Source organism: Bradyrhizobium sp. USDA 10063 (assembly GCF_054063735.1).
The window spans coordinates 389,869-411,140 of sequence record NZ_JBSSGP010000001.1; the positions used below are offsets into that span (position 1 = coordinate 389,869).

6 protein-coding genes and 5 pseudogenes are annotated in these 21,272 nt (G+C 63.1%); 9 read left to right on the top strand and 2 right to left on the bottom strand.

What is annotated here, in order from left to right:
• Positions 1-1,165 precede the first annotated feature (1,165 nt).
• The 9 genes and pseudogenes from ACVJGD_RS01890 to tnpC (ACVJGD_RS01930) form a co-directional block, all read left to right on the top strand.
• Positions 1,166-7,862, top strand: a pseudogene (locus tag ACVJGD_RS01890) (shikimate kinase); the annotation flags it as partial.
• A 388-nt stretch (positions 7,863-8,250) separates the two neighbouring features.
• Complete coding sequence (tnpA, locus tag ACVJGD_RS01895) at positions 8,251-8,697, top strand: IS66-like element accessory protein TnpA (RefSeq protein ID WP_456632542.1); 447 nt, start codon at positions 8,251-8,253, stop codon at positions 8,695-8,697.
• On the top strand, positions 8,678-9,031 hold the full coding sequence (gene tnpB / locus ACVJGD_RS01900; RefSeq protein WP_259192484.1) for an IS66 family insertion sequence element accessory protein TnpB: 354 nt from the start codon (positions 8,678-8,680) through the stop codon (positions 9,029-9,031). Before tnpA (ACVJGD_RS01895) ends, tnpB (ACVJGD_RS01900) begins: the two co-directional genes overlap by 20 nt.
• Before the next feature lie 100 nt (positions 9,032-9,131).
• Positions 9,132-9,899: pseudogene (locus tag ACVJGD_RS01905) on the top strand (IS66 family transposase); the annotation flags it as partial.
• A 58-nt stretch (positions 9,900-9,957) separates the two neighbouring features.
• Positions 9,958-10,293: pseudogene (gene tnpA, locus ACVJGD_RS01910) on the top strand (IS66-like element accessory protein TnpA); the annotation flags it as partial.
• A 95-nt stretch (positions 10,294-10,388) separates the two neighbouring features.
• The gene (gene tnpA / locus ACVJGD_RS01915) at positions 10,389-10,985 is read left to right on the top strand and encodes an IS66-like element accessory protein TnpA (RefSeq protein WP_456632750.1); all 597 of its coding nucleotides are present in this window, start codon (positions 10,389-10,391) and stop codon (positions 10,983-10,985) included.
• Positions 10,982-11,329 carry an IS66 family insertion sequence element accessory protein TnpB gene (tnpB, locus tag ACVJGD_RS01920; protein WP_456632751.1) on the top strand — a complete coding sequence of 116 codons (348 nt, stop codon included), beginning with the start codon at positions 10,982-10,984 and terminating at the stop codon, positions 11,327-11,329. Before tnpA (ACVJGD_RS01915) ends, tnpB (ACVJGD_RS01920) begins: the two co-directional genes overlap by 4 nt.
• Before the next feature lie 44 nt (positions 11,330-11,373).
• Positions 11,374-13,116, top strand: coding sequence for an IS66 family transposase (gene tnpC, locus ACVJGD_RS01925; RefSeq protein ID WP_456632752.1), 1,743 nt, complete (start codon positions 11,374-11,376; stop codon positions 13,114-13,116).
• Positions 13,117-13,190: 74 nt separating this feature from the next.
• Positions 13,191-14,030, top strand: a pseudogene (tnpC, locus tag ACVJGD_RS01930) (IS66 family transposase); the annotation flags it as partial.
• Between the two features lie 226 nt (positions 14,031-14,256).
• On the opposite strand, the pseudogene ACVJGD_RS01935 reads toward tnpC (ACVJGD_RS01930), so the two are convergent.
• Together ACVJGD_RS01935 and ACVJGD_RS01940 are read right to left on the bottom strand one after the other, a co-directional pair.
• A pseudogene (locus ACVJGD_RS01935) lies at positions 14,257-14,455 on the bottom strand (transposase domain-containing protein); the annotation flags it as partial.
• Positions 14,425-20,658 carry a shikimate kinase gene (locus ACVJGD_RS01940; protein ID WP_456632753.1) on the bottom strand — a complete coding sequence of 2,078 codons (6,234 nt, stop codon included), beginning with the start codon at positions 20,656-20,658 and terminating at the stop codon, positions 14,425-14,427. The gene ACVJGD_RS01940 and the pseudogene ACVJGD_RS01935, both read right to left, overlap by 31 nt.
• Positions 20,659-21,272 lie beyond the last annotated feature (614 nt).

Here is a 21,272-nt window from a genome sequence, read left to right on the forward strand (position 1 = left end):
CCGACCACATAGGTATTCCGCGTCCGCCCCGAGTGCCAGGTCAGGACAACGGCGCGTCGATGATGTCGCCGCGCAGAGCCGCCAGGTTGCAAGCTCTGAACAATCGTACAGGCCTTATCGTGGCGCACCAAGTCGGGCAGAGAGTTCGTCGCGTTGTGGCGGCGAGTACTGGCGGAGCGATCGAGCAGTCGGCAGCTCGCGAACAGAGGCGCTCTCGCCACATAGGTATTCCGCGCCCGACCTGAGTGCCAGGCCAGGAAAGCGGCGCGTCGACGATGTCGCCGCGCAGAGCATCCATGGTGCAAGCTTAGAGCGCCCCTATAGCTCTTCGAGCGCACTTAGTTCGAGCAGGCTTAATATGGCGCTAAGGGACATTGATCGGGCTCGCGACGTCTATGGATTCTCAGGTGCAGTGGTGAACTATGCCAGGCAGTTGCGAATGCCAGACAAGGCAACGTTCCTGCAAAAGGCGGCCGCTGATTTCCGATACAGGTTTGTCGCGCGCTTGGAAGAAAATATCCGCGCTGGTGAATCATGGAGCTGCGCCAAGATATGCAACGCGGTGAGCGGGGAGGCTGGCGGTCGGGAAGGCATGGAAGCTTGCAAGGCCCTCGCAGCTCGCGTATCGAGGCTCGACGACGCGCTTATGGACGAAGTCGAGGACCGAGCCCTTGCGCTTCTCGCCGTATCATTCGGTCGGCACTCCCGGGCGCCGGAATGCCGCGGGGGGGCGATCAGAATCGCGGAATTTTGTTGCGGTGAAAGCCGCCGACTTCGGAGGCAGGATAATCAAGGCCTATCCTTACTGGTGAATGGCTTCAGCAAATGGCCGGACGCGGCAGGCTGTCGCGCGGCGGCCGTCGCAATCGCCGCTGTGCTGCCTTCCCGGCTCTCCCGTTTTGATCCGCTGGGGCTGGCCAACCTGGTGAACGGTTTCAGCAAGTGGCCGGACGCGGCGGGCTGTCGCGCGGCGGCCGTCGCAATCGCCGGTGAGGTGCCTTCCCGGCTCTCCCGTTTTGACCCGCAGGCGCTGGCCAACCTGGTGAACGGTTTCAGCAAATGGCCGGGCGCGGCGGGCTGTCGCGCGGCGGCCGTCGCCATCGCCGGTGAGGTGCCTTCCCGGCTCTCCAATTTTAAGCCCCAGGAACTGGCGAACCTGGTGAACGGTTTCAGCAAATGGCCGGACGCGGAGGGCTGTCGCGCGGCGACCGTCGCCATCGCTGGTGAGGTGCCTTCCCAGCTCTCCAATTTTAAGCCCCAGGAACTGGCGAACCTGGTGAACGGTTTCAGCAAATGGCCGGACGCGGCGGGCTGTCGCGCGGCGGCCGTCGCAATCGCCGGTGAGGTGCCTTCCCGGCTCTCCCGTTTTGACCCGCAGGCGCTGGCGAACCTGGTGAACGGTTTCAGCAAATGGCCGGACGCGGCGGGCTGTCGCGAAGCCACCGTCGCCATCGCCGGTGAGGTCTGTCGTCGTGCCGTCCGCACCGCCCGGCTTTCTGATCTTCCTCCGCAAGCGCTGGCGAACCTGGTGAACGGTTTCAGCAAATGGCCGGACGCGGAGGGCTGTCGCGAAGCCACCGTCGCCATCGCCGGTGAGGTGTCTTCCCGGCTCTCCCGTTTCGACCCGCAGGGGCTGGCGAACCTTGTGAACGGTTTCAGCAAATGGCCGGACGCAGCGGGCTGTCGCGCGGCCGCCGTCGCCATCGCCGGTGAGATCCGTCGCCGCGCCGTCCGCACCGCCCGGCTTTCTGATTTTCCTCCGCAAGAGCTGGCGAACCTTGTGAACGGTTTCAGCAAATGGCCGGACGCGGCGGGCTGTTGCGAGGCCGCCGTCGCCATCGCCGGTGAGGTGCCTTCCCGGCTCTCCAATTTTCAGCCCCAGGCGCTGGCGAGCCTTGTGAACGGTTTCAGCAAATGGCCGGACGCGGCGGGCTGTCGCGAGGCTGCCCTCGCCATCGCCGGTGAGGTGCCTTCCCGGCTCTCCAATTTTCAGCCCCAGCAGCTGGCGAACCTTGTGAACGGTTTCAGCAAATGGCCGGACGCGGCGGGCTGTCGCGAGGCTGCCGTCGCCATCGCCGGTGAGGTGCCTTCCCGGCTCTCCCGTTTTGATCCGCAGGGGCTGGCGAACCTGGTGAACGGTTTCAGCAAATGGCCGGACGCGGAGGGCTGTCGCGAGGCTGCCGCCGCCATCGCCGGTGAGGTGCCTTCCCGGCTCTCCAATTTTTTGCCCCAGCAACTGGCGAACCTGGTGAACGGCTTCAGCAAATGGCCGGACGCGGCGGGCTGTCGCGCGGCGGCCGTCGCCATCGCCGGTGAGGTGCCTTTCCAGCTCTCCCGTTTTGATTCGCAGGCGCTCGCGAGCCTGGTGAACGGTTTCAGCAAATGGCCGGGCGCGGCGGGCTGTCGCGAGGCCACCGTCGCAATCGCTGGGGAGGTGCCTTCCCAGTTCTCCAATTTTAAGCCCCATGAGCTGGCGAACCTGGTGAACGGTTTCAGCAAATGGCCGGAGGCGGCGGACTGTCGCGAGGCCACCGTCGCCATCGCCGGTGAGGTGCCTTCCCGGCTCTCCCGCTTTGACCCGCAGGCGCTGGCGAACCTGGTGAACGGTTTCAGCAAATGGCCGGACGCGGCGGGCTGTCGCGAGGCCACCGTCGCGATTGCCGGTGAGGTGCCTTCCCGGCTCTCCCATTTTGACGCGCAAGAGCTGGCGAACCTGGTGAACGGCTTCAGCAAATGGCCGGACGCGGAGGGCTGTCGCGAGGCCACCGTCGCGATTGCCGGTGAGGTGCCTTCCCGGCTCTCCCGGTTTGACCCGCAGGCGCTGGCGAGCCTGGTGAACGGTTTCAGCAAATGGCCGCACGCGGAGGGCTGTCGCAAGGCGGCCATCGCAATCGCCGCTGAGGTGCCTTCCCGGCTCTCCCGGTTTGACCCGCAGGCGCTGGCGAACCTGGTGAACGGTTTCAGCAAATGGCCGGAGGCGGCGGACTGTCGCGAGGCCACCGTCGCGATCGCCGCTGAGGTGCCTTCCCGGCTCTCCAATTTTAAGCCCCATGAGCTGGCGAATCTGGTGAACGGCTTCAGCAAATGGCCGGAGGCGGCGGACTGTCGCGAGGCCGCCCGTCGCCATCGCCGGTGAGGTGCCTTCCCGGCTCTCCCATTTTGACCCGCAGGGGCTGGCGAACCTGGTGAACGGTTTCAGCAAATGGCCGGACGCGGCGGGCTGTCGCGAGGCCGCCGCCGCGATCGCCGGTGAGGTGCCTTCCCAGCTCTCCAATTTTAAGCCCCAGGGGCTGGCGAACCTGGTGAACGGTTTCAGCAAATGGCCGGAAGATGCGGCATGCCACCAGGCGGTAATGGACATCGCGCGCGACCTCGGCGGACCTGGCCGACGCTTTGGTTCGTTCGCGACGCTTGAACTCGCCACGATCGCCAATGCTCTGGGACGCAGTGCCATAAGGGGCGAGGACGGTGGAGACGTTGCGGAGACGGCCCTGCTGAAGAATAGCCTACATCAGCTGGCTCATTACCTGCACTATGCCGATGATCGGCTGGAGCAGGCCGATGTTCTGAGCATTGCTACGATTTTCAAGGCGCTGGCGAAGGTCAGGCTGTTTGAGGACCTCGGTTTGCTCGCACCGATTGGGTTAAATCGGCTCACCGAACTACACCGCTTCCCTGATTTTGCCACGGAGAATGACCTCGAAACCACGGGCAATCTTTGCGCCGCGCTGCTGCCGCTGGCGCGCAGCCCGCACCTGCGCCGGCACCGCAGGCAGGCTCTGAACCTGCTGAACGACATCCAACCGGTCGTGGAGCGCAAGATCGAGGCGTATCTCAACGCAAGCGAGGCCGAGCGGACCCGTGGGCCGTTCGCGAGCCGCTGCCCGGCGTTGTCGATCTATCAAGTGCTGAAAGCCCGTGCGGTCCTGGAGACGTTGTTCAAGCGGCCGTATGTCGACAAGTCCGATTTGCTCGCACGGCGGGACGAGCTGCAGCGCAAGACCAAGGAGATCCTGGACGACACGCGCGACCTCATCGAAAGCGATCTTTCCAACATGAGCTGGAACCTGATCGCGCAAATCGAGTCGGACAATCCGGTCGATGCGCTGGACGCGTTCATGGCGCAGGATGCGGCGAGAATCCAGGCGCAACATCCGGCATCCGTCTTCGACATGCATGAGGTGTTGCGATCGATGGACCATGAGCCCAGACCGCCGCAGGGTGATGCGGGACTGATGCAGCTGCCGGTGGTGGACCTGCAGGGACGGCGAGTGGCGACGGAGCCTGAGACACGCTATTCGATTTTCCATCGCCTGACCTTGGGGGCATTCCCGGTGGTCGCGGTGCAGCTGCCGGCACAGCTGAGCGCCTTCATGCTGGCGCGGACGATCACCGTCGATGATGTGCCATACCGCATGGACCTGTTCGGCGGCAGCAAGTTGAGACCCCCAAAGCCGACCCTGTCGCAGATCGCCGCCCTCGTTCCTGGCGAGCAGCCAACGACTTCCGGAGGTAAGCTGCTGGCCATTCCCTATGCCGAAACCGCTCCGGGGACAGCATTCGAGCATCTGTCGCGGGCCTGGGCGCCGTTCAAAGAAGCCTATTGGTACACCCAACGCAGGGGGTTTGCGGCGCCACCGGCGATCAAAGATCTAGGGCCTCACGACTACGCGCTGGAAGGCGCCTTCAGGCTGTTGCTGCTGCCGGACCGACCTGCCAACGAGCATCACCCGTTCAGGCTGATTGGGCCACAGGGCCCGATCGCCTTACGACCGCATGACGGCTGCGGCTTCATCAAGGCCTCGCTGGCCGAGCAGATGCCAGCTGTTCACCGGGTTGGTCACCAGGAAGGTCCCGATCGGCTGCCGGCCTTTGGTGAGGGAAGGAGATCGTCCGTCCCTCCCTCGGCGCTGCAACATTATCCGCGCAGCGAGCAGGTGGCGGAAGAAGCGAGCGAGAAGGCCAAGACCTGGCTTGAGAGCCGAGACGGACGAGAGCTGACGTCCGAAGAGTTGTTTCGCACCGTGACGGCCGGACACATCGACGGTCCTGGTGCCGTCGCGGTACCATCCGATGACGACGATCTCCACGTGCCGACGCTTAAGAGCGGCACGTTGACTGGAACAAATGGCGTGCTGGTCGGCCGGTCCCCCTACGACAAGCCCAACCTGCGCCCGCTCGCCGCCGAGCGGGTCAAGTCGGCAGCTGATGGGGATCCGACTGCGGCATTCCTCGATAGATGCGTAGCTATGCAATACAGTTTCAGTGTCGCCCAGAAGTCGCGGGAGGTGCTGGCGGACGACGATCCGAGCTTCTTTGCCAAAGGGATTCTGATCGTGGTGCCGGATGAGATGTGGCCGGCCGACTACGCCGACCGTGGGCTGGTGATGTCGGCCGAGGACGTCAAGTGCCATTCGAGCTGGACCGAGCGCAAGGACCGCGCAACCGTGGATACGCCGGTCGACTGCGTGGGCATCCTGCAGGCGACGGAGCTGTTCGCTCCTGGGTCATTGGTTGCCGTGCCGCCCGGTGAACAGAAGAAGCTCGACGGCGACTTCGACGGGGACGCCGTCGTCATCATCGGCGACCGGCCGCAGCTTTATCAGCATGTCTGGCAGTTCGATCAAAAGGAGCAAGCTCGCGGCGTTCGTTCGCTCAAGCCGCCAAAGTCGCATACGCCGGCGATTGAGGATGGTAACTATCAGTTCAGTCGTGCCAGCCAGATCCTCGCGGCCACGAAGAATGTTTTGGAAATCTATAGCAGCCTGCAGCGTAGCTTTCTGGCGCAGTCCCATCAAGCACGACACTGGTTTGCCGAGCGGGCCATCTTTGGCACTTACGAGGGCGTTCACCACAAGCTCAGGCGAGATATCCGTGACCTGTTGGACCAGGAAGAGGTGAGCGGCCAGAATATCCAGGACAAGCTCGAGCGGGCGAGGCGCGAGATCGAGCTCGCAGACCATCCCGTCGCCCGCGAAGCAGCTGAGTTGCTCGTCACCGACCTCGAGGCGTGGGCCGCGACGGCGGATGAGCAGGTCCTGCCTGAAACAGTCGAACGCGTGAGGGAGGCAAAGCTGACGGTGAGCCCGGCGCTCGTCGAGCTTTTCCCGGAACTGGCGGAGGCCTATTCGGCCGCTCCTCAGCCCCGCGACCGCATCCAGGTCTTGCTTGACCACTATCCTGCGCGCATCGAGCCCCGACCGGATGGCTACAATCTGGACGATCTCGTCCAAAGCGCAAAGAACCTCCTGAGTCTTGGCATCAAGGTCGGGACCGACGGGTATAAATCCGACACCGGGGTCCGCCTCTTCATGAAGAAAAGCCAAGGGCTGCAGCGGCTGCTGCACCAGACTCCGGGCCTGACCTCCATACCCTTCAGCAAGAGCCTCGCGGCGACGCTCAGCCAGGGCCGGTTCGACGTCGATGCGGCCTTGGAGGATCTGAAGGATAATCCCACGCTGGCGGCGTCAGTCATGGAAGCCTCAATCAAGCTTGCTGCGGAGAAGCACATTCTGCCCGAACCCTCTGGCCGACTGCTTACGGCTGAGGATGCCGCCATGACGGTCACGCTGACCCGCGAGGAGGCTGCGGAGCGTGCTCAAATGGAGGCTACCCGCGCGCAAGTTGAAGAGATAGACATCACTGCAACGGCACTCGGGGTTGCCGAGACGCTCAGGCAGGCGGGTATCGAGGTGCATATGCCCCATCTCGATCGCCGCTTGAGATCGGAAGCCTCCATGAGGTCCCAACTCACCGGGATGAGCGTCACGTCTGACGACGACTCGCAGCTGATCAGCAGCGCTGTTCGCCACGTCTTCGAAGTCCCTGACAAGGATTTTGCAAGCACCTTCAAGAAAGCCATGCTGGCCTTCTACGAGCGTGACTACGCCGAGATCAGCACAACCAACTGGTTCAAGATGCGCAATCCGACCATCGTCGGCATCAAGACCGTGCTCGCCACTCCGCGAGGTTACCGCTTCGAGGTGGAGTTCCACACGCCAGACAGTTACGAGGCCAAGATTGCCAATCACGATACCTACAAGGAGCTGGAGAAGCTTCAGCAGCAAGCGAGCGGAGACGCTCTGGAGCAATCTGAGGCCGAAGAACTGGCTCGGCGCGCGCTGGAGGTCTGCAGAACGGTGGCGATTCCCCCTGGTGCCAGGAACATCCCCCACTGGGGAGTCGAACAGGCTCGTAGAAGGCAGGCCGGTGCGGCCTTTACGGCGCGAGCTGCCGAGCCAGGAAGGCGGGAAATCGGAGAGATTACGACCGCCCTCGGCGATCGGCCGATCGTGCTCGTCGGCATGCCGGGTGCCGGCAAATCTGCCATCGGCCGGCGTCTTGCGAAGCGGCTGCGGCTGAACTTCATCGATTCCGATGCCGAGATCAGGAAAGAAGCCGGCACGTCGATAAGGCAACTCTGCCAGACCTATGGCGAACAGTATTTTAGGGATCTTGAGGCTAAGGTAATCGCGCATGCGCTCAAGCAAGGGTCCGCGGTGCTCGCGACTGGTTCCGATTCGTTGATCCACGATCAGACCCGTAGCCTGATCCATGACAAGGCAGTCTCGATCTGGCTCAAGGCCGACGCCGACGTGATAATGCGGCGCAACAAGGGCCGGTCCGGCCGCCGGCTGCTGCAGACCCCCGACCCCGAGGCGACCGTCACGCAATGGATCAGGGAGCGCGAGCCGGTCTATCAAACCGCCGATCTCACGATCGCCTCGGACGAGAGGTCGCATACAAATCAGGTGGATGAATGCGTGGCGGCGCTGCATGCCCACCTCCGTGGCGAGGGCGCTCCGGACCGGGGACCTATGGGTGATCAAGAAGGGCTGCCGGGGCTCCGTCGGGACGTCTAGCGAGGTCTGGGCCCGCTGGTTGATTTATCGTCCACACCGCAGTTGCTGCGTAGTAGAGCTCAATGCGCTGTCTGCGCGCACACTATCCGATTCTCACATCGAGACTTCGATCCGACGGCCTCGCTCCACCGCTGCAGCGGGCGAGTGCTTGGCACCGGGAGCTACGCGGGGATTTTGGGGGCGCCCTGAAGGCGAACATCATCGGTGGAGAGAGATTCCACGTTGTCGGTCGTTGCCGATCTGCCCGTGCGCGTTGCGTGGCATTGCAACAATTGAGCGTGTTGGTGTCAATTAGCAGGTTGAACGTAAGCGCTTTTTTCTACGCACCTGTGCAATTGAGAACCCGGATGGGATGAGGTGTCCACCATGAACAAGGTGGACACCATCGATGATCACTGCAGAAGAACCTTTTAAGCTTGAGACGCTCGGCATGTTGCGGAATGGCCGGCGTCGCTATGATCCAGCGAGCAAACAGCGGCTGGTCGAGGCCTGTCTGCAGCCTGGCGTGTCGCTGGCGGGGCTGGCGTTGCAACACGGCGTGAACGCGAACCTGCTGCGGAAGTGGGTTGCCAAGCGACAACTTCAGAACGGGAATGGCCAGCCGGAGGCGCGGGCGGCGATTGCGCCGGCGTTTATTCCGGTGAGCGCGCCGTCGCGGTCGCCAACCCGATCTGCCGGCGCTATCGCCCTTTGCGCTACGGAGCGATCCTCTGCTGGGCGGCTGACGGCATCGATGCCCAACGGCGTGACGCTTTCGCTGGAAGGCGGCGACGCGCAGTTGTTGTCGGCGGTGATTGAAGCGCTGGGGCGTTGCGATGTTCCGGCTGGCGTCTGATCTTCGAGTCTACCTTCACCGCGCGCCGATTGACTTCCGGGCGGGGATCAACAGCCTGGCGATCGTGGTCGAGCAGTCGATGGGGCTGGATCCGTTCCAGCGCGCCGTGTTCGCGTTCTGCAATCGCCGTCGCGACCGGGTCAAGCTGCTGATTTATGATCGGTCGGGATTTTGGATGCTGCTGAAGCGGCTGGAGGCGGACCGATTCCACTGGCCCCGAAGCCAGGAGGCGGTGCTGACGCTGACGACGGAGGAGCTGCACTGGCTGCTTGACGGCATCGACATCGCGGCGGTGCGGCGCCATCCGGTGCGGCAATATCAGAGCGTGGGCTGACAGTGTTCGATGCGCGCGGCGTCATCGGCGCGATCGGATGACGCCGCCAACTACATGGAACCCGGTTGACGCGGCGGCATGACTTCGATTCAAGACTACGATGAGTCGCAAGCCCACGACGCACGAGCTGGAAGCCCTGATCGCGGCGCACGCGGCCGAGATCGCGGCGCTGAAGGCGGAGAACGAGAAACTCGCGCAACGCGTCCTGCATCTTGAGGAGCAGTTGCGCCTGGAGCGCTTGCACCGCTACGCGCCGAAGAGCGAAAAGCTCAAGGAGCGCATCTTCAACGAAGCCGAGCAGGCCGCCGCTGAAAGCCGGGACGACGGCGATGTCGAGGCGGTCGCCGTGCCGGACACGGGATTGCCGGAGGCTCCAAAGCCGGCGCCGAAGACACGCGGCCGCAAGCCGCTGCCTGACGATCTGCCGCGCCAACGCGTCGAATATGATCTGGGTGAGGATCAAAAGAACTGTCCGTGCTGCCAAAATCGGATGCATCGGATGGGCGAGACCGTCACCGAGCAGTTGCACGTCGAGGTGAAGGCGTCGGTGCTGCAACATGTGCGGTTCAAATATGCCTGCCGTCACTGCGAGCGCACCGCGCTGAACACCCCGATTGTGACCGCGCCGATGCCGGCGCAGCCGCTGCCGGGTAGCGTCGCCACGCCATCGACGCTGGCGCTGGTGCTCGCCAACAAATACGTCGACGGCACGCCGCTGTACCGTGTGGCGGACGCGCTGGGGCGCGCCGACGTCAGCATCGGCCGCGGGACGCTGGGCAGCTGGGTGATCCGGGCGAGCGAGTTGCATCTGCATCGGGTCTATGACGCGCTACAGCAAAAGCTCAGGGCACAGCCCCTGGTCCACGGTAAGCTTCCGAGGAAAGACGCCTTGCGACGGGCCGGTCTGATGGTTGAGAACTGTACGTATGGACAGCCATACGATCAGTGCGCTGAATCGACTGGAAGTGGTAGAGACAGGCCGGCGGCGGCGTTGGTCTGAGGAGGAGAAGGCGCGGATTGTTTTGGAGAGCCTGTCCGAGCCGCGCCTGGTTGCGGCGACAGCGCGGCGATACGGCTTGTCGCGTTCTCTCCTGGTGACTTGGCGAAGAGCCTTCGCGGCGAGCCGGACCAAATCCGAGGCCGGCTTTGTCAGGGCAGTTGTGGCCGAGGATGGGCTTATGGCGTCGGTGGCGAATTCATCGGAGAGCGCGACAGCCCGTTTGACGGAGCGTCGGATTGAGATCGAGCTGACCGGCGGGCGGCGCGTCATTGTCGATACGGGCGTTGACGTTGAGGCGCTTCGCCGGATCATCGAGGTTCTAGATCCGCGACGATTCCGGTTCCTATGGGAGTTCGGGTGTGGCTGGCGACGGGCCACACTGACATGCGCAAAGGCTTCGCCTCATTATCGTTGCAGGTGCAAGACAAGTTGGAATACCATCGCGAAGAATGTTCGCGCATGGAAAGAAATTGGTACTCATCCGAGGGCGGCCGCCTTGCAGAGGTTGGCTATCGCATGATTACAGGCAGTATGGACACCATATCGACTGCCAATAATGCGAAAGTTATGGAGATCGTCGACACAGGACGGCGCCGACGGTTCAGCATTGAAGCGAAGCAGCGGATTGTGGAGGAGAGTTATTGCTGTGGCGATCCTGTTTCTGTCGTTGCTCGCCGCCACGGACTTTTTCCTGGTCAACTGTTCGGGTGGCGACGCCTGGCGCGGCAGGGCACTCTTGCAGCGCTGAACGCCAAAGATGGCGATTACGGGTTTGTCGCGGCGCTGATTGAGCCGGAGCCAACGAGAAGCGAAGGGAGCCGTGACGACGCTCGCTGCGAGCAGACTGTTGGACGGATGGAGATCGTGCTCGGCAGCGGTGTTCGTCTGATCGTTGGCGTGGATGTCGATACCGCCGCTTTGTCGCGCGTCTTGAGAGTGCTGGAGGGGCGATGATCCCGATTCCGACGGGCGTTCGTGTCTGGCTTGCCACCGGCTACACCGACATGCGGTGCGGCTTTCCGAGTTTGGCTCTCCGCGTGCAGGAAGTGCTCAAGCAAAATCCGCTCGGCGGGAATCTTTTTTGCTTCAGGGGGAAGCGCGGCGATCTTTTGAAGGTCATTTGGCACGATGGCCAGGGGGCATGTCTGTTTACAAAAAGACTCGAGAGAGGAAGGTTCGTCTGGCCTTCGGTGGCAGGCGAAGCAGTGACGATCTCTCCGGCGCAATTGAGCTATCTCTTGTCCGGAATCGACTGGCGCAATCCTCAAGAAACGTGGCGTCCAACGCGAGTTGGATAGCGATTTGCGGTTGAACTTGCCAGCAAATATGATTCATTGGCTTCATGAGTCTGAAGCCGGATGATCTTCCCTTGGACCTTGCCAGCGCCCAGGCCGCACTGCTGGTCGAACGTGAATCGTTGCGGGCTGAACGCGAAGCGCGGCTGAAGGTTGAGGTTGAGCGCGATGCGGCCGTGGCCCAAGCCGCCAAGGTACAGGTCGAGGCCATCAATTGGCAGGTCGAAGCCGCCAGTGCGCAGGCGAAGCTGTCCGACACCGAAGCGTTGATCGCGCATCTGCAGCTCACGATCGAGAAGCTGAAACGAGAGTTGCACGGGCCGCGCTCCGAACGCACGGCACGGCTGATCGAGCAGCTGGAGCTGCAGCTGGAAGACCTGGTGACGTCAGCGACCGAGGATGAGCTCGCAGCACAGGCCGCGGCGGCGAAAACCCAGACCGTGCGCGCCTTCACGCGCAAGCGACCGATCCGCAAGCCCTGGCCGGATGACATCGAACGCGAGCGCGTCGTCATCGATCCCCCGGCCGCCTGCGCCTGCTGCGGCGGATCGCGGCTGTCGAAGCTGGGCGAGGATGTGACCCGGACATTGGAAGCGATCCCGCGCCGTTACAAGCTGATCGAGACGGTGCGCGAGAAGTTCACCTGTCGGGATTGCGAGGCGATCACGCAGCCGCCGGCGCCGTTCCACGCCACGCCGCGCGGCTTCATCGGTCCCAGTCTGTTGGCGATGATCCTCGTCGATAAATTTAACCAGCATCTGCCACTCAATCGTCAGAGCACGCGCTTCAAGTGCGAAGGGATCGACCTGTCGACGCAAACGCTGGCCGATCAGGTCGGCTACGGAACCTTCGCCGTCATGCCGCTCTTCGAGCTGATCAAGAGCCATGTGTTCGCCGCCGAGCGGCTTCACGGTGACGACACCACCATCCGCATTCTGGCGAAGAGCAAGTGCACGACCGGACGGATCTGGACCTACGTGCGTGACGATCGTCCCTTCGGTGGCACCGCGCCGCCGGCGGCGGTCTATTACGCCTCCGGCGACCGGCGGGGTGAGCACCCGCAGAAACATCTGGCGCTGTTCAACGGCATCCTGCAGGCGGATTGCTATAACGGCTTCGAGCCACTGTTCGATCCGAAGAAAAAAGTGTTGCCGATCACGCCGGGATTTTGCCTTGCGCATGCGAGACGGAAGTTCTTCGAGCTGGCCGACATCGGAAAAAATGCGCGGGAGGGCAAGAAAGGCAAGCCGATCTCCCCGATGGCGCTGGAGGCCGTCAAGCGCCTCGATGCACTCTTCGCCATCGAGCGCGAGATCAACGGCCTGACCGCCGCCGAGCGAGTTGCCGTGCGACAGCAAAAGAGCAAGCCGCTGTTCGATGAGATGCACGAGTGGTTGACCACGGAACGCGCTACTCTCTCTCGCGCCTCCGAGGTCCGCGGGCCGATCGATTACATGCTCAAGCGCTGGACCGACTTCGCCCGCTTCCTCGATGACGGCAGAATCTGCCTGACCAACAACGCGGCGGAAAGAGCGCTGCGTGGTATCGCTCTTGGACGACGTAACTGGACCTTTGCCGGCTCTCAGCGCGGTGCTGACCGTGCCGCCGTCATGCTGACACTCATCACAACCGCACGCCTCAATGACGTTGACCCGCAAGCCTGGCTCGCCGACATCCTCGCGCGCATCGCCGATCTGCCTGCTTCGCGCCTGCACGAGCTGCTTCCCTGGGAATGGAAAAGGCTGCGCGAGGTCGAAAAGCCCGCCGATCAGCGGCCCGTCGCAGCCTGAACTGTCCTCCATCATAACGCAGTCACGACTGCTCGCGCGAGAGACCGTTACGCGGCCTTCCTCTGATGCGTACGGTCCACGGTGACGAAACCTGGGTCCAGGTTCTGAAAGAGGAAGGCCGGGACGCGCAGGCCAAATCCTTCATGTGGGCCTACCGCAGCGGCCAGGACTGCGCGCAGCCGGTCGTGCTGTTCGATTACCAGCCCGGTCGCGGTCAGGAGTATCCGCAGGCGTTCCTGGCCGGCCATCGCGGCTTGTTGATGAGCGATGGCTATGACGCCTGGCGCACACTGACAGGCGCGACCCATCTCGGCTGTATGGCGCATGCGCGCAGGAAATTTACCGATGCGCTCAAGGCCAGGAAGACGCCCGGCGGTCCGCCATTGCAAGCGCTCAAGTTCTTCGAGGCGTTGTATGAGGTCGAGAGGGTGGCGCGCCTGACGCCGCCCGACGGCGAAACGCGCGCCGCATACACCTTGCGGCTGCGCCAGCAGCATAGCCTGCCGGTATTGGCCGCCTTCAAGACGTGGCTCGACGACCAGGCGCCGAAGGTCCTGCCCGAAAGCTTGACCGGCAAGGCGATCGCCTATGCGCGCAACCAATGGGACTATCTGACCCGCTACACCAGTGACGGTCTTGCCCCGATCGACAACAATGTTCTGGAGCGCGACATCAGGCCGTTTTGCACCGGAAGAAAAAGTTGGCTGTTCAGCGACACCGTTGCCGGCGCCAAGGCAAGCGCCGTGATCTACAGTTTGGTGCTGACATGCCGGGCATGCGACGTCGATCCCTATGCATGGCTACGTCACGCGCTCACTGAATTGCCTCAGCGTGCGCCCGACGCCGATATCGAAGATCTGTTGCCGTTCAACTGCACCGCTCAAAAACACCTGCCAGCTGCGAACAACGGCTGACGTTCGAACGCTCAGGTCAACCAAGCCGTTCCGATGATCCCGCCGCGGCCCGGCGTCACACCACGCCGCGGCCACCTGCGCGCAGCCTGTGCAGTAAAATGCGCGCTTACGGTTGAACCAATCGGCCGACTCCTCAACGGTACGCATACGACGAAGTACGACGAAGACCGCCTGATTGACGCATGCGCGCGGGCACGGCGAGCTCTATGATGGTGTTGCGTGAAGGTCAGGCAGCCTGCTGATCGGCGGGCTTGTCGCCTTGGCGCAGGAGCTTCCATTCCCAGGGCAGCAGTTCGTGCAGACGCGATGCGGGAAGATCGGCGATACGGGCGAGGACGTCGGCGAGCCAGGCCTTGGGGATCGACGTCGTTGAGGCGACAGGTCGTGATCATCGTCAGCATGATGGCAGCACGGTCGGCCCCACGGTTGAAAGGCCCCCCTGCAGAGTGATAGGTCCCCGGTCCGGAGCGCCCTCGCCACGGAGGTGGGCATGCAGCGCCGCCACGCATTCATCCACCTGATTTGTATGCGACCTCTCGTCCGAGGCGATCGTGAGATCGGCGGTTTGATAGACCGGCTCGCGCTCCCTGATCCATTGCGTGACGGTCGCCTCGGGGTCGGGGGTCTGCAGCAGCCGGCGGCCGGACCGGCCCTTGTTGCGCCGCATTATCACGTCGGCGTCGGCCTTGAGCCAGATCGAGACTGCCTTGTCATGGATCAGGCTACGGGTCTGATCGTGGATCAACGAATCGGAACCAGTCGCGAGCACCGCGGACCCTTGCTTGAGCGCATGCGCGATTACCTTAGCCTCAAGATCCCTAAAATACTGTTCGCCATAGGTCTGGCAGAGTTGCCTTATCGACGTGCCGGCTTCTTTCCTGATCTCGGCATCGGAATCGATGAAGTTCAGCCGCAGCCGCTTCGCAAGACGCCGGCCGATGGCAGATTTGCCGGCACCCGGCATGCCGACGAGCACGATCGGCCGATCGCCGAGGGCGGTCGTAATCTCTCCGATTTCCCGCCTTCCTGGCTCGGCAGCTCGCGCCGTAAAGGCCGCACCGGCCTGCCTTCTACGAGCCTGTTCGACTCCCCAGTGGGGGATGTTCCTGGCACCAGGGGGAATCGCCACCGTTCTGCAGACCTCCAGCGCGCGCCGAGCCAGTTCTTCGGCCTCAGATTGCTCCAGAGCGTCTCCGCTCGCTTGCTGCTGAAGCTTCTCCAGCTCCTTGTAGGTATCGTGATTGGCAATCTTGGCCTCGTAACTGTCTGGCGTGTGGAACTCCACCTCGAAGCGGTAACCTCGCGGAGTGGCGAGCACGGTCTTGATGCCGACGATGGTCGGATTGCGCATCTTGAACCAGTTGGTTGTGCTGATCTCGGCGTAGTCACGCTCGTAGAAGGCCAGCATGGCTTTCTTGAAGGTGCTTGCAAAATCCTTGTCAGGGACTTCGAAGACGTGGCGAACAGCGCTGCTGATCAGCTGCGAGTCGTCGTCAGACGTGACGCTCATCCCGGTGAGTTGGGACCTCATGGAGGCTTCCGATCTCAAGCGGCGATCGAGATGGGGCATATGCACCTCGATACCCGCCTGCCTGAGCGTCTCGGCAACCCCGAGTGCCGTTGCAGTGATGTCTATCTCTTCAACTTGCGCGCGGGTAGCCTCCATTTGAGCACGCTCCGCAGCCTCCTCGCGGGTCAGCGTGACCGTCATGGCGGCATCCTCAGCCGTAAGCAGTCGGCCAGAGGGTTCGGGCAGAATGTGCTTCTCCGCAGCAAGCTTGATTGAGGCTTCCATGACTGACGCCGCCAGCGTGGGATTATCCTTCAGATCCTCCAAGGCCGCATCGACGTCGAACCGGCCCTGGCTGAGCGTCGCCGCGAGGCTCTTGCTGAAGGGTATGGAGGTCAGGCCCGGAGTCTGGTGCAGCAGCCGCTGCAGCCCTTGGCTTTTCTTCATGAAGAGGCGGACCCCGGTGTCGGATTTATACCCGTCGGTCCCGACCTTGATGCCAAGACTCAGGAGGTTCTTTGCGCTTTGGACGAGATCGTCCAGATTGTAGCCATCCGGTCGGGGCTCGATGCGCGCAGGATAGTGGTCAAGCAAGACCTGGATGCGGTCGCGGGGCTGAGGAGCGGCCGAATAGGCCTCCGCCAGTTCCGGGAAAAGCTCGACGAGCGCCGGGCTCACCGTCAGCTTTGCCTCCCTCACGCGTTCGACTGTTTCAGGCAGGACCTGCTCATCCGCCGTCGCGGCCCACGCCTCGAGGTCGGTGACGAGCAACTCAGCTGCTTCGCGGGCGACGGGATGGTCTGCGAGCTCGATCTCGCGCCTCGCCCGCTCGAGCTTGTCCTGGATATTCTGGCCGCTCACCTCTTCCTGGTCCAACAGGTCACGGATATCTCGCCTGAGCTTGTGGTGAACGCCCTCGTAAGTGCCAAAGATGGCCCGCTCGGCAAACCAGTGTCGTGCTTGATGGGACTGCGCCAGAAAGCTACGCTGCAGGCTGCTATAGATTTCCAAAACATTCTTCGTGGCCGCGAGGATCTGGCTGGCACGACTGAACTGATAGTTACCATCCTCAATCGCCGGCGTATGCGACTTTGGCGGCTTGAGCGAACGAACGCCGCGAGCTTGCTCCTTTTGATCGAACTGCCAGACATGCTGATAAAGCTGCGGCCGGTCGCCGATGATGACGACGGCGTCCCCGTCGAAGTCGCCGTCGAGCTTCTTCTGTTCACCGGGCGGCACGGCAACCAATGACCCAGGAGCGAACAGCTCCGTCGCCTGCAGGATGCCCACGCAGTCGACCGGCGTATCCACGGTTGCGCGGTCCTTGCGCTCGGTCCAGCTCGAATGGCACTTGACGTCCTCGGCCGACATCACCAGCCCACGGTCGGCGTAGTCGGCCGGCCACATCTCATCCGGCACCACGATCAGAATCCCTTTGGCAAAGAAGCTCGGATCGTCGTCCGCCAGCACCTCCCGCGACTTCTGGGCGACACTGAAACTGTATTGCATAGCTACGCATCTATCGAGGAATGCCGCAGTCGGATCCCCATCAGCTGCCGACTTGACCCGCTCGGCGGCGAGCGGGCGCAGGTTGGGCTTGTCGTAGGGGGACCGGCCGACCAGCACGCCATTTGTTCCAGTCAACGTGCCGCTCTTAAGCGTCGGCACGTGGAGATCGTCGTCATCGGATGGTACCGCGACGGCACCAGGACCGTCGATGTGTCCGGCCGTCACGGTGCGAAACAACTCTTCGGACGTCAGCTCTCGTCCGTCTCGGCTCTCAAGCCAGGTCTTGGCCTTCTCGCTCGCTTCTTCCGCCACCTGCTCGCTGCGCGGATAATGTTGCAGCGCCGAGGGAGGGACGGACGATCTCCTTCCCTCACCAAAGGCCGGCAGCCGATCGGGACCTTCCTGGTGACCAACCCGGTGAACAGCTGGCATCTGCTCGGCCAGCGAGGCCTTGATGAAGCCGCAGCCGTCATGCGGTCGTAAGGCGATCGGGCCCTGTGGCCCAATCAGCCTGAACGGGTGATGCTCGTTGGCAGGTCGGTCCGGCAGCAGCAACAGCCTGAAGGCGCCTTCCAGCGCGTAGTCGTGAGGCCCTAGATCTTTGATCGCCGGTGGCGCCGCAAACCCCCTGCGTTGGGTGTACCAATAGGCTTCTTTGAACGGCGCCCAGGCCCGCGACAGATGCTCGAATGCTGTCCCCGGAGCGGTTTCGGCATAGGGAATGGCCAGCAGCTTACCTCCGGAAGTCGTTGGCTGCTCGCCAGGAACGAGGGCGGCGATCTGCGACAGGGTCGGCTTTGGGGGTCTCAACTTGCTGCCGCCGAACAGGTCCATGCGGTATGGCACATCATCGACGGTGATCGTCCGCGCCAGCATGAAGGCGCTCAGCTGTGCCGGCAGCTGCACCGCGACCACCGGGAATGCCCCCAAGGTCAGGCGATGGAAAATCGAATAGCGTGTCTCAGGCTCCGTCGCCACTCGCCGTCCCTGCAGGTCCACCACCGGCAGCTGCATCAGTCCCGCATCACCCTGCGGCGGTCTGGGCTCATGGTCCATCGATCGCAACACCTCATGCATGTCGAAGACGGATGCCGGATGTTGCGCCTGGATTCTCGCCGCATCCTGCGCCATGAACGCGTCCAGCGCATCGACCGGATTGTCCGACTCGATTTGCGCGATCAGGTTCCAGCTCATGTTGGAAAGATCGCTTTCGATGAGGTCGCGCGTGTCGTCCAGGATCTCCTTGGTCTTGCGCTGCAGCTCGTCCCGCCGTGCGAGCAAATCGGACTTGTCGACATACGGCCGCTTGAACAACGTCTCCAGGACCGCACGGGCTTTCAGCACTTGATAGATCGACAACGCCGGGCAGCGGCTCGCGAACGGCCCACGGGTCCGCTCGGCCTCGCTTGCGTTGAGATACGCCTCGATCTTGCGCTCCACGACCGGTTGGATGTCGTTCAGCAGGTTCAGAGCCTGCCTGCGGTGCCGGCGCAGGTGCGGGCTGCGCGCCAGCGGCAGCAGCGCGGCGCAAAGATTGCCCGTGGTTTCGAGGTCATTCTCCGTGGCAAAATCAGGGAAGCGGTGTAGTTCGGTGAGCCGATTTAACCCAATCGGTGCGAGCAAACCGAGGTCCTCAAACAGCCTGACCTTCGCCAGCGCCTTGAAAATCGTAGCAATGCTCAGAACATCGGCCTGCTCCAGCCGATCATCGGCATAGTGCAGGTAATGAGCCAGCTGATGTAGGCTATTCTTCAGCAGGGCCGTCTCCGCAACGTCTCCACCGTCCTCGCCCCTTATGGCACTGCGTCCCAGAGCATTGGCGATCGTGGCGAGCTCAAGCGTCGTGAACGAACCAAAGCGTCGGCCCGGTCCGCCGAGGCCGCGCGCGATGTCCATTACCGCCTGGTGGCATGCCGCATCTTCCGGCCATTTGCTGAAACCGTTCACCAGGTTCGCCAGTTCCTGGGACTTAAAATTGGGGAGCCGGGAAGGCACCTCACCGGCGATGGCGACGGTGGCCTCGCGACAGCCCGCCGCCTCCGGCCATTTGCTGAAGCCGTTCACCAGGCTCGCCAGCGCCTGCGGGTCAAAATGGGAGAGCCGGGAAGGCACCTCACCGGCGATGGCGACGGCAGCCTCGCGACAGCCTGGCGCGTCCGGCCATTTGCTGAAACCGTTCACCAGGCCCGCCAGTTGCAGCGGGTCAAAACGGGAGGGCTGGGAAGGCACCTCAGCGGCAATGGCGACGGCGGCCTCGCGACAGTCCGCCGCCTCCGGCCATTTGCTGAAACCGTTCACCAGGTTCGCCAGCGCCTGCGGGTCAAACCGGGAGAGCCGGGAAGGCACCTCAGCGGCGATGGCGACGACGGCCTCGCGACAGCCCGCCGCGTCCGGCCATTTGCTGAAACCGTTCACCAGGCTCGCCAGCGCCTGCGGGTCAAACCGGGAGAGCCGGGAAGGCACCTCACCGGCGATGGCGACGGTGGCCGCGCGACAGCCCTCCGCGTCCGGCCATTTGCTGAAGCCGTTCACCAGGCTCGCGAGCGCCTGCGAATCAAAACGGGAGAGCCGGGAAGGCACCTCACCGGCGATGGCGACGGCGGCCTCGCGACAGTCCGCCGCGTCCGGCCATTTGCTGAAACCGTTCACCAGGTTCGCCTGTTCTTGGGGCTTAAAATTGGAGAGCCGGGAAGGCACCTCACCGGCGATGGCGACGGCGGCCTCGCGACAGCCCGGCGCGTCCGGCCATTTGCTGAAGCCGTTCACCAGGTTCGCCAGCTCATGGGGCTTAAAATTGGAGAGCCGGGAAGGCACCTCACCGGCGATTGCGACGGCGGCCTTGCGACAGCCCGCCGCGCCCGGCCATTTGCTGAAACCGTTCACCAGATTCGCCAGCGCCTGCGGGTCAAAACGGGAGAGCTGGAAAGGCACCTCACCGGCGATGGCGACGGCCGCCGCGCGACAGCCCGCCGCGTCCGGCCATTTGCTGAAGCCGTTCACAAGGTTCGCCAGTTCCTGGAGCTTAAAATTGGAGAGCCGGGAAGGCACCTCACCGGCGATGGCGGCGGCAGCCTCGCGACAGCCCTCCGCGTCCGGCCATTTGCTGAAACCGTTCACCAGGTTCGCCAGCCCCTGCGGATCAAAACGGGAGAGCCGGGAAGGCACCTCACCGGCGATGGCGACGGCCGCCGCGCGACAGTCTGGCGCGTCCGGCCATTTGCTGAAACCGTTCACAAGGTTCGCCAGCTCCTGGGGCTTAAAATTGGAGAGCCGGGAAGGCACCTCACCGGCGATGGCCACGGTGGCCTCGCGACAGCCCTCCGCGTCCGGCCATTTGCTGAAACCGTTCACAAGGTTCGCCAGCTCTTGCGGAGGAAAATCAGAAAGCCGGGCGGTGCGGACGGCACGGCGACAGACCTCACCGGCGATTGCGACCGTCGCTTGACGGTTGGCCTCCTGTTCCGGCCATTTGCTAAAGCCGTTCACCAGGATCGCCAGCCCCTGCGGAATATCGGAGAGCCTGCCGGTCCAGCGAACAACCTCCCCGGCGATCGCGACGGTGGCCTTGCGACAGCCTGCCGCGTCCGGCCATTTGCTGAAGCCATTCACCAGTAAGGATAGGCCTTGATTATTCTGCCTCCGAAGTCCACGGCTTTCACCGCAACAAAATTCCGCGATTCTGATCGCCCCCCTGCGGCATTCCGGCGCCTGGGAGTGCCGACCGAATGATACGGCGAAGAGCGGAAGGGCTCGGTCCTCGACTTCGTCCATAAGCGCGTCGTCGAGCCTCGATACGCGAGCTGCGAGGGCCTTGCAAGCTTCCATGCCTTCCCGACCGCCAGCCTCCCCGCTCACCGCGTTGCATGTCTTGGCGCAGCTCCATGATTCACCAGCGCGGATATTTTCTTCCAAGCGCGCGACAAACCTGTATCGGAAATCAGCGGCCGCCTTTTGCAGGAACGTTGCCTTGTCTGGCATTCGCAACTGCCTGGCATAGTTCACCACTGCACCTGAGAATCCATAGACGTCGCGAGCCCGATCAATGTCCCTTAGCGCCATATTAAGCCTGCTCGAACTAAGTGCGCTCGAAGAGCTATAGGGGCGCTCTAAGCTTGCACCATGGATGCTCTGCGCGGCGACATCGTCGACGCGCCGCTTTCCTGGCCTGGCACTCAGGTCGGGCGCGGAATACCTATGTGGCGAGAGCGCCTCTGTTCGCGAGC

Bases quoted from the DNA above. Each gene is read 5' to 3' on its own strand.
- tnpB (WP_456632751.1), top strand. From the start codon at position 10,982: ATGATCCCGATTCCGACGGGCGTTCGTGTCTGGCTTGCCACCGGCTAC.
- tnpA (WP_456632542.1), top strand. From the start codon at position 8,251: ATGATCACTGCAGAAGAACCTTTTAAGCTTGAGACGCTCGGCATGTTG.
- tnpC (WP_456632752.1), top strand. From the start codon at position 11,374: ATGAGTCTGAAGCCGGATGATCTTCCCTTGGACCTTGCCAGCGCCCAG.
- tnpB (WP_259192484.1), top strand. From the start codon at position 8,678: ATGTTCCGGCTGGCGTCTGATCTTCGAGTCTACCTTCACCGCGCGCCG.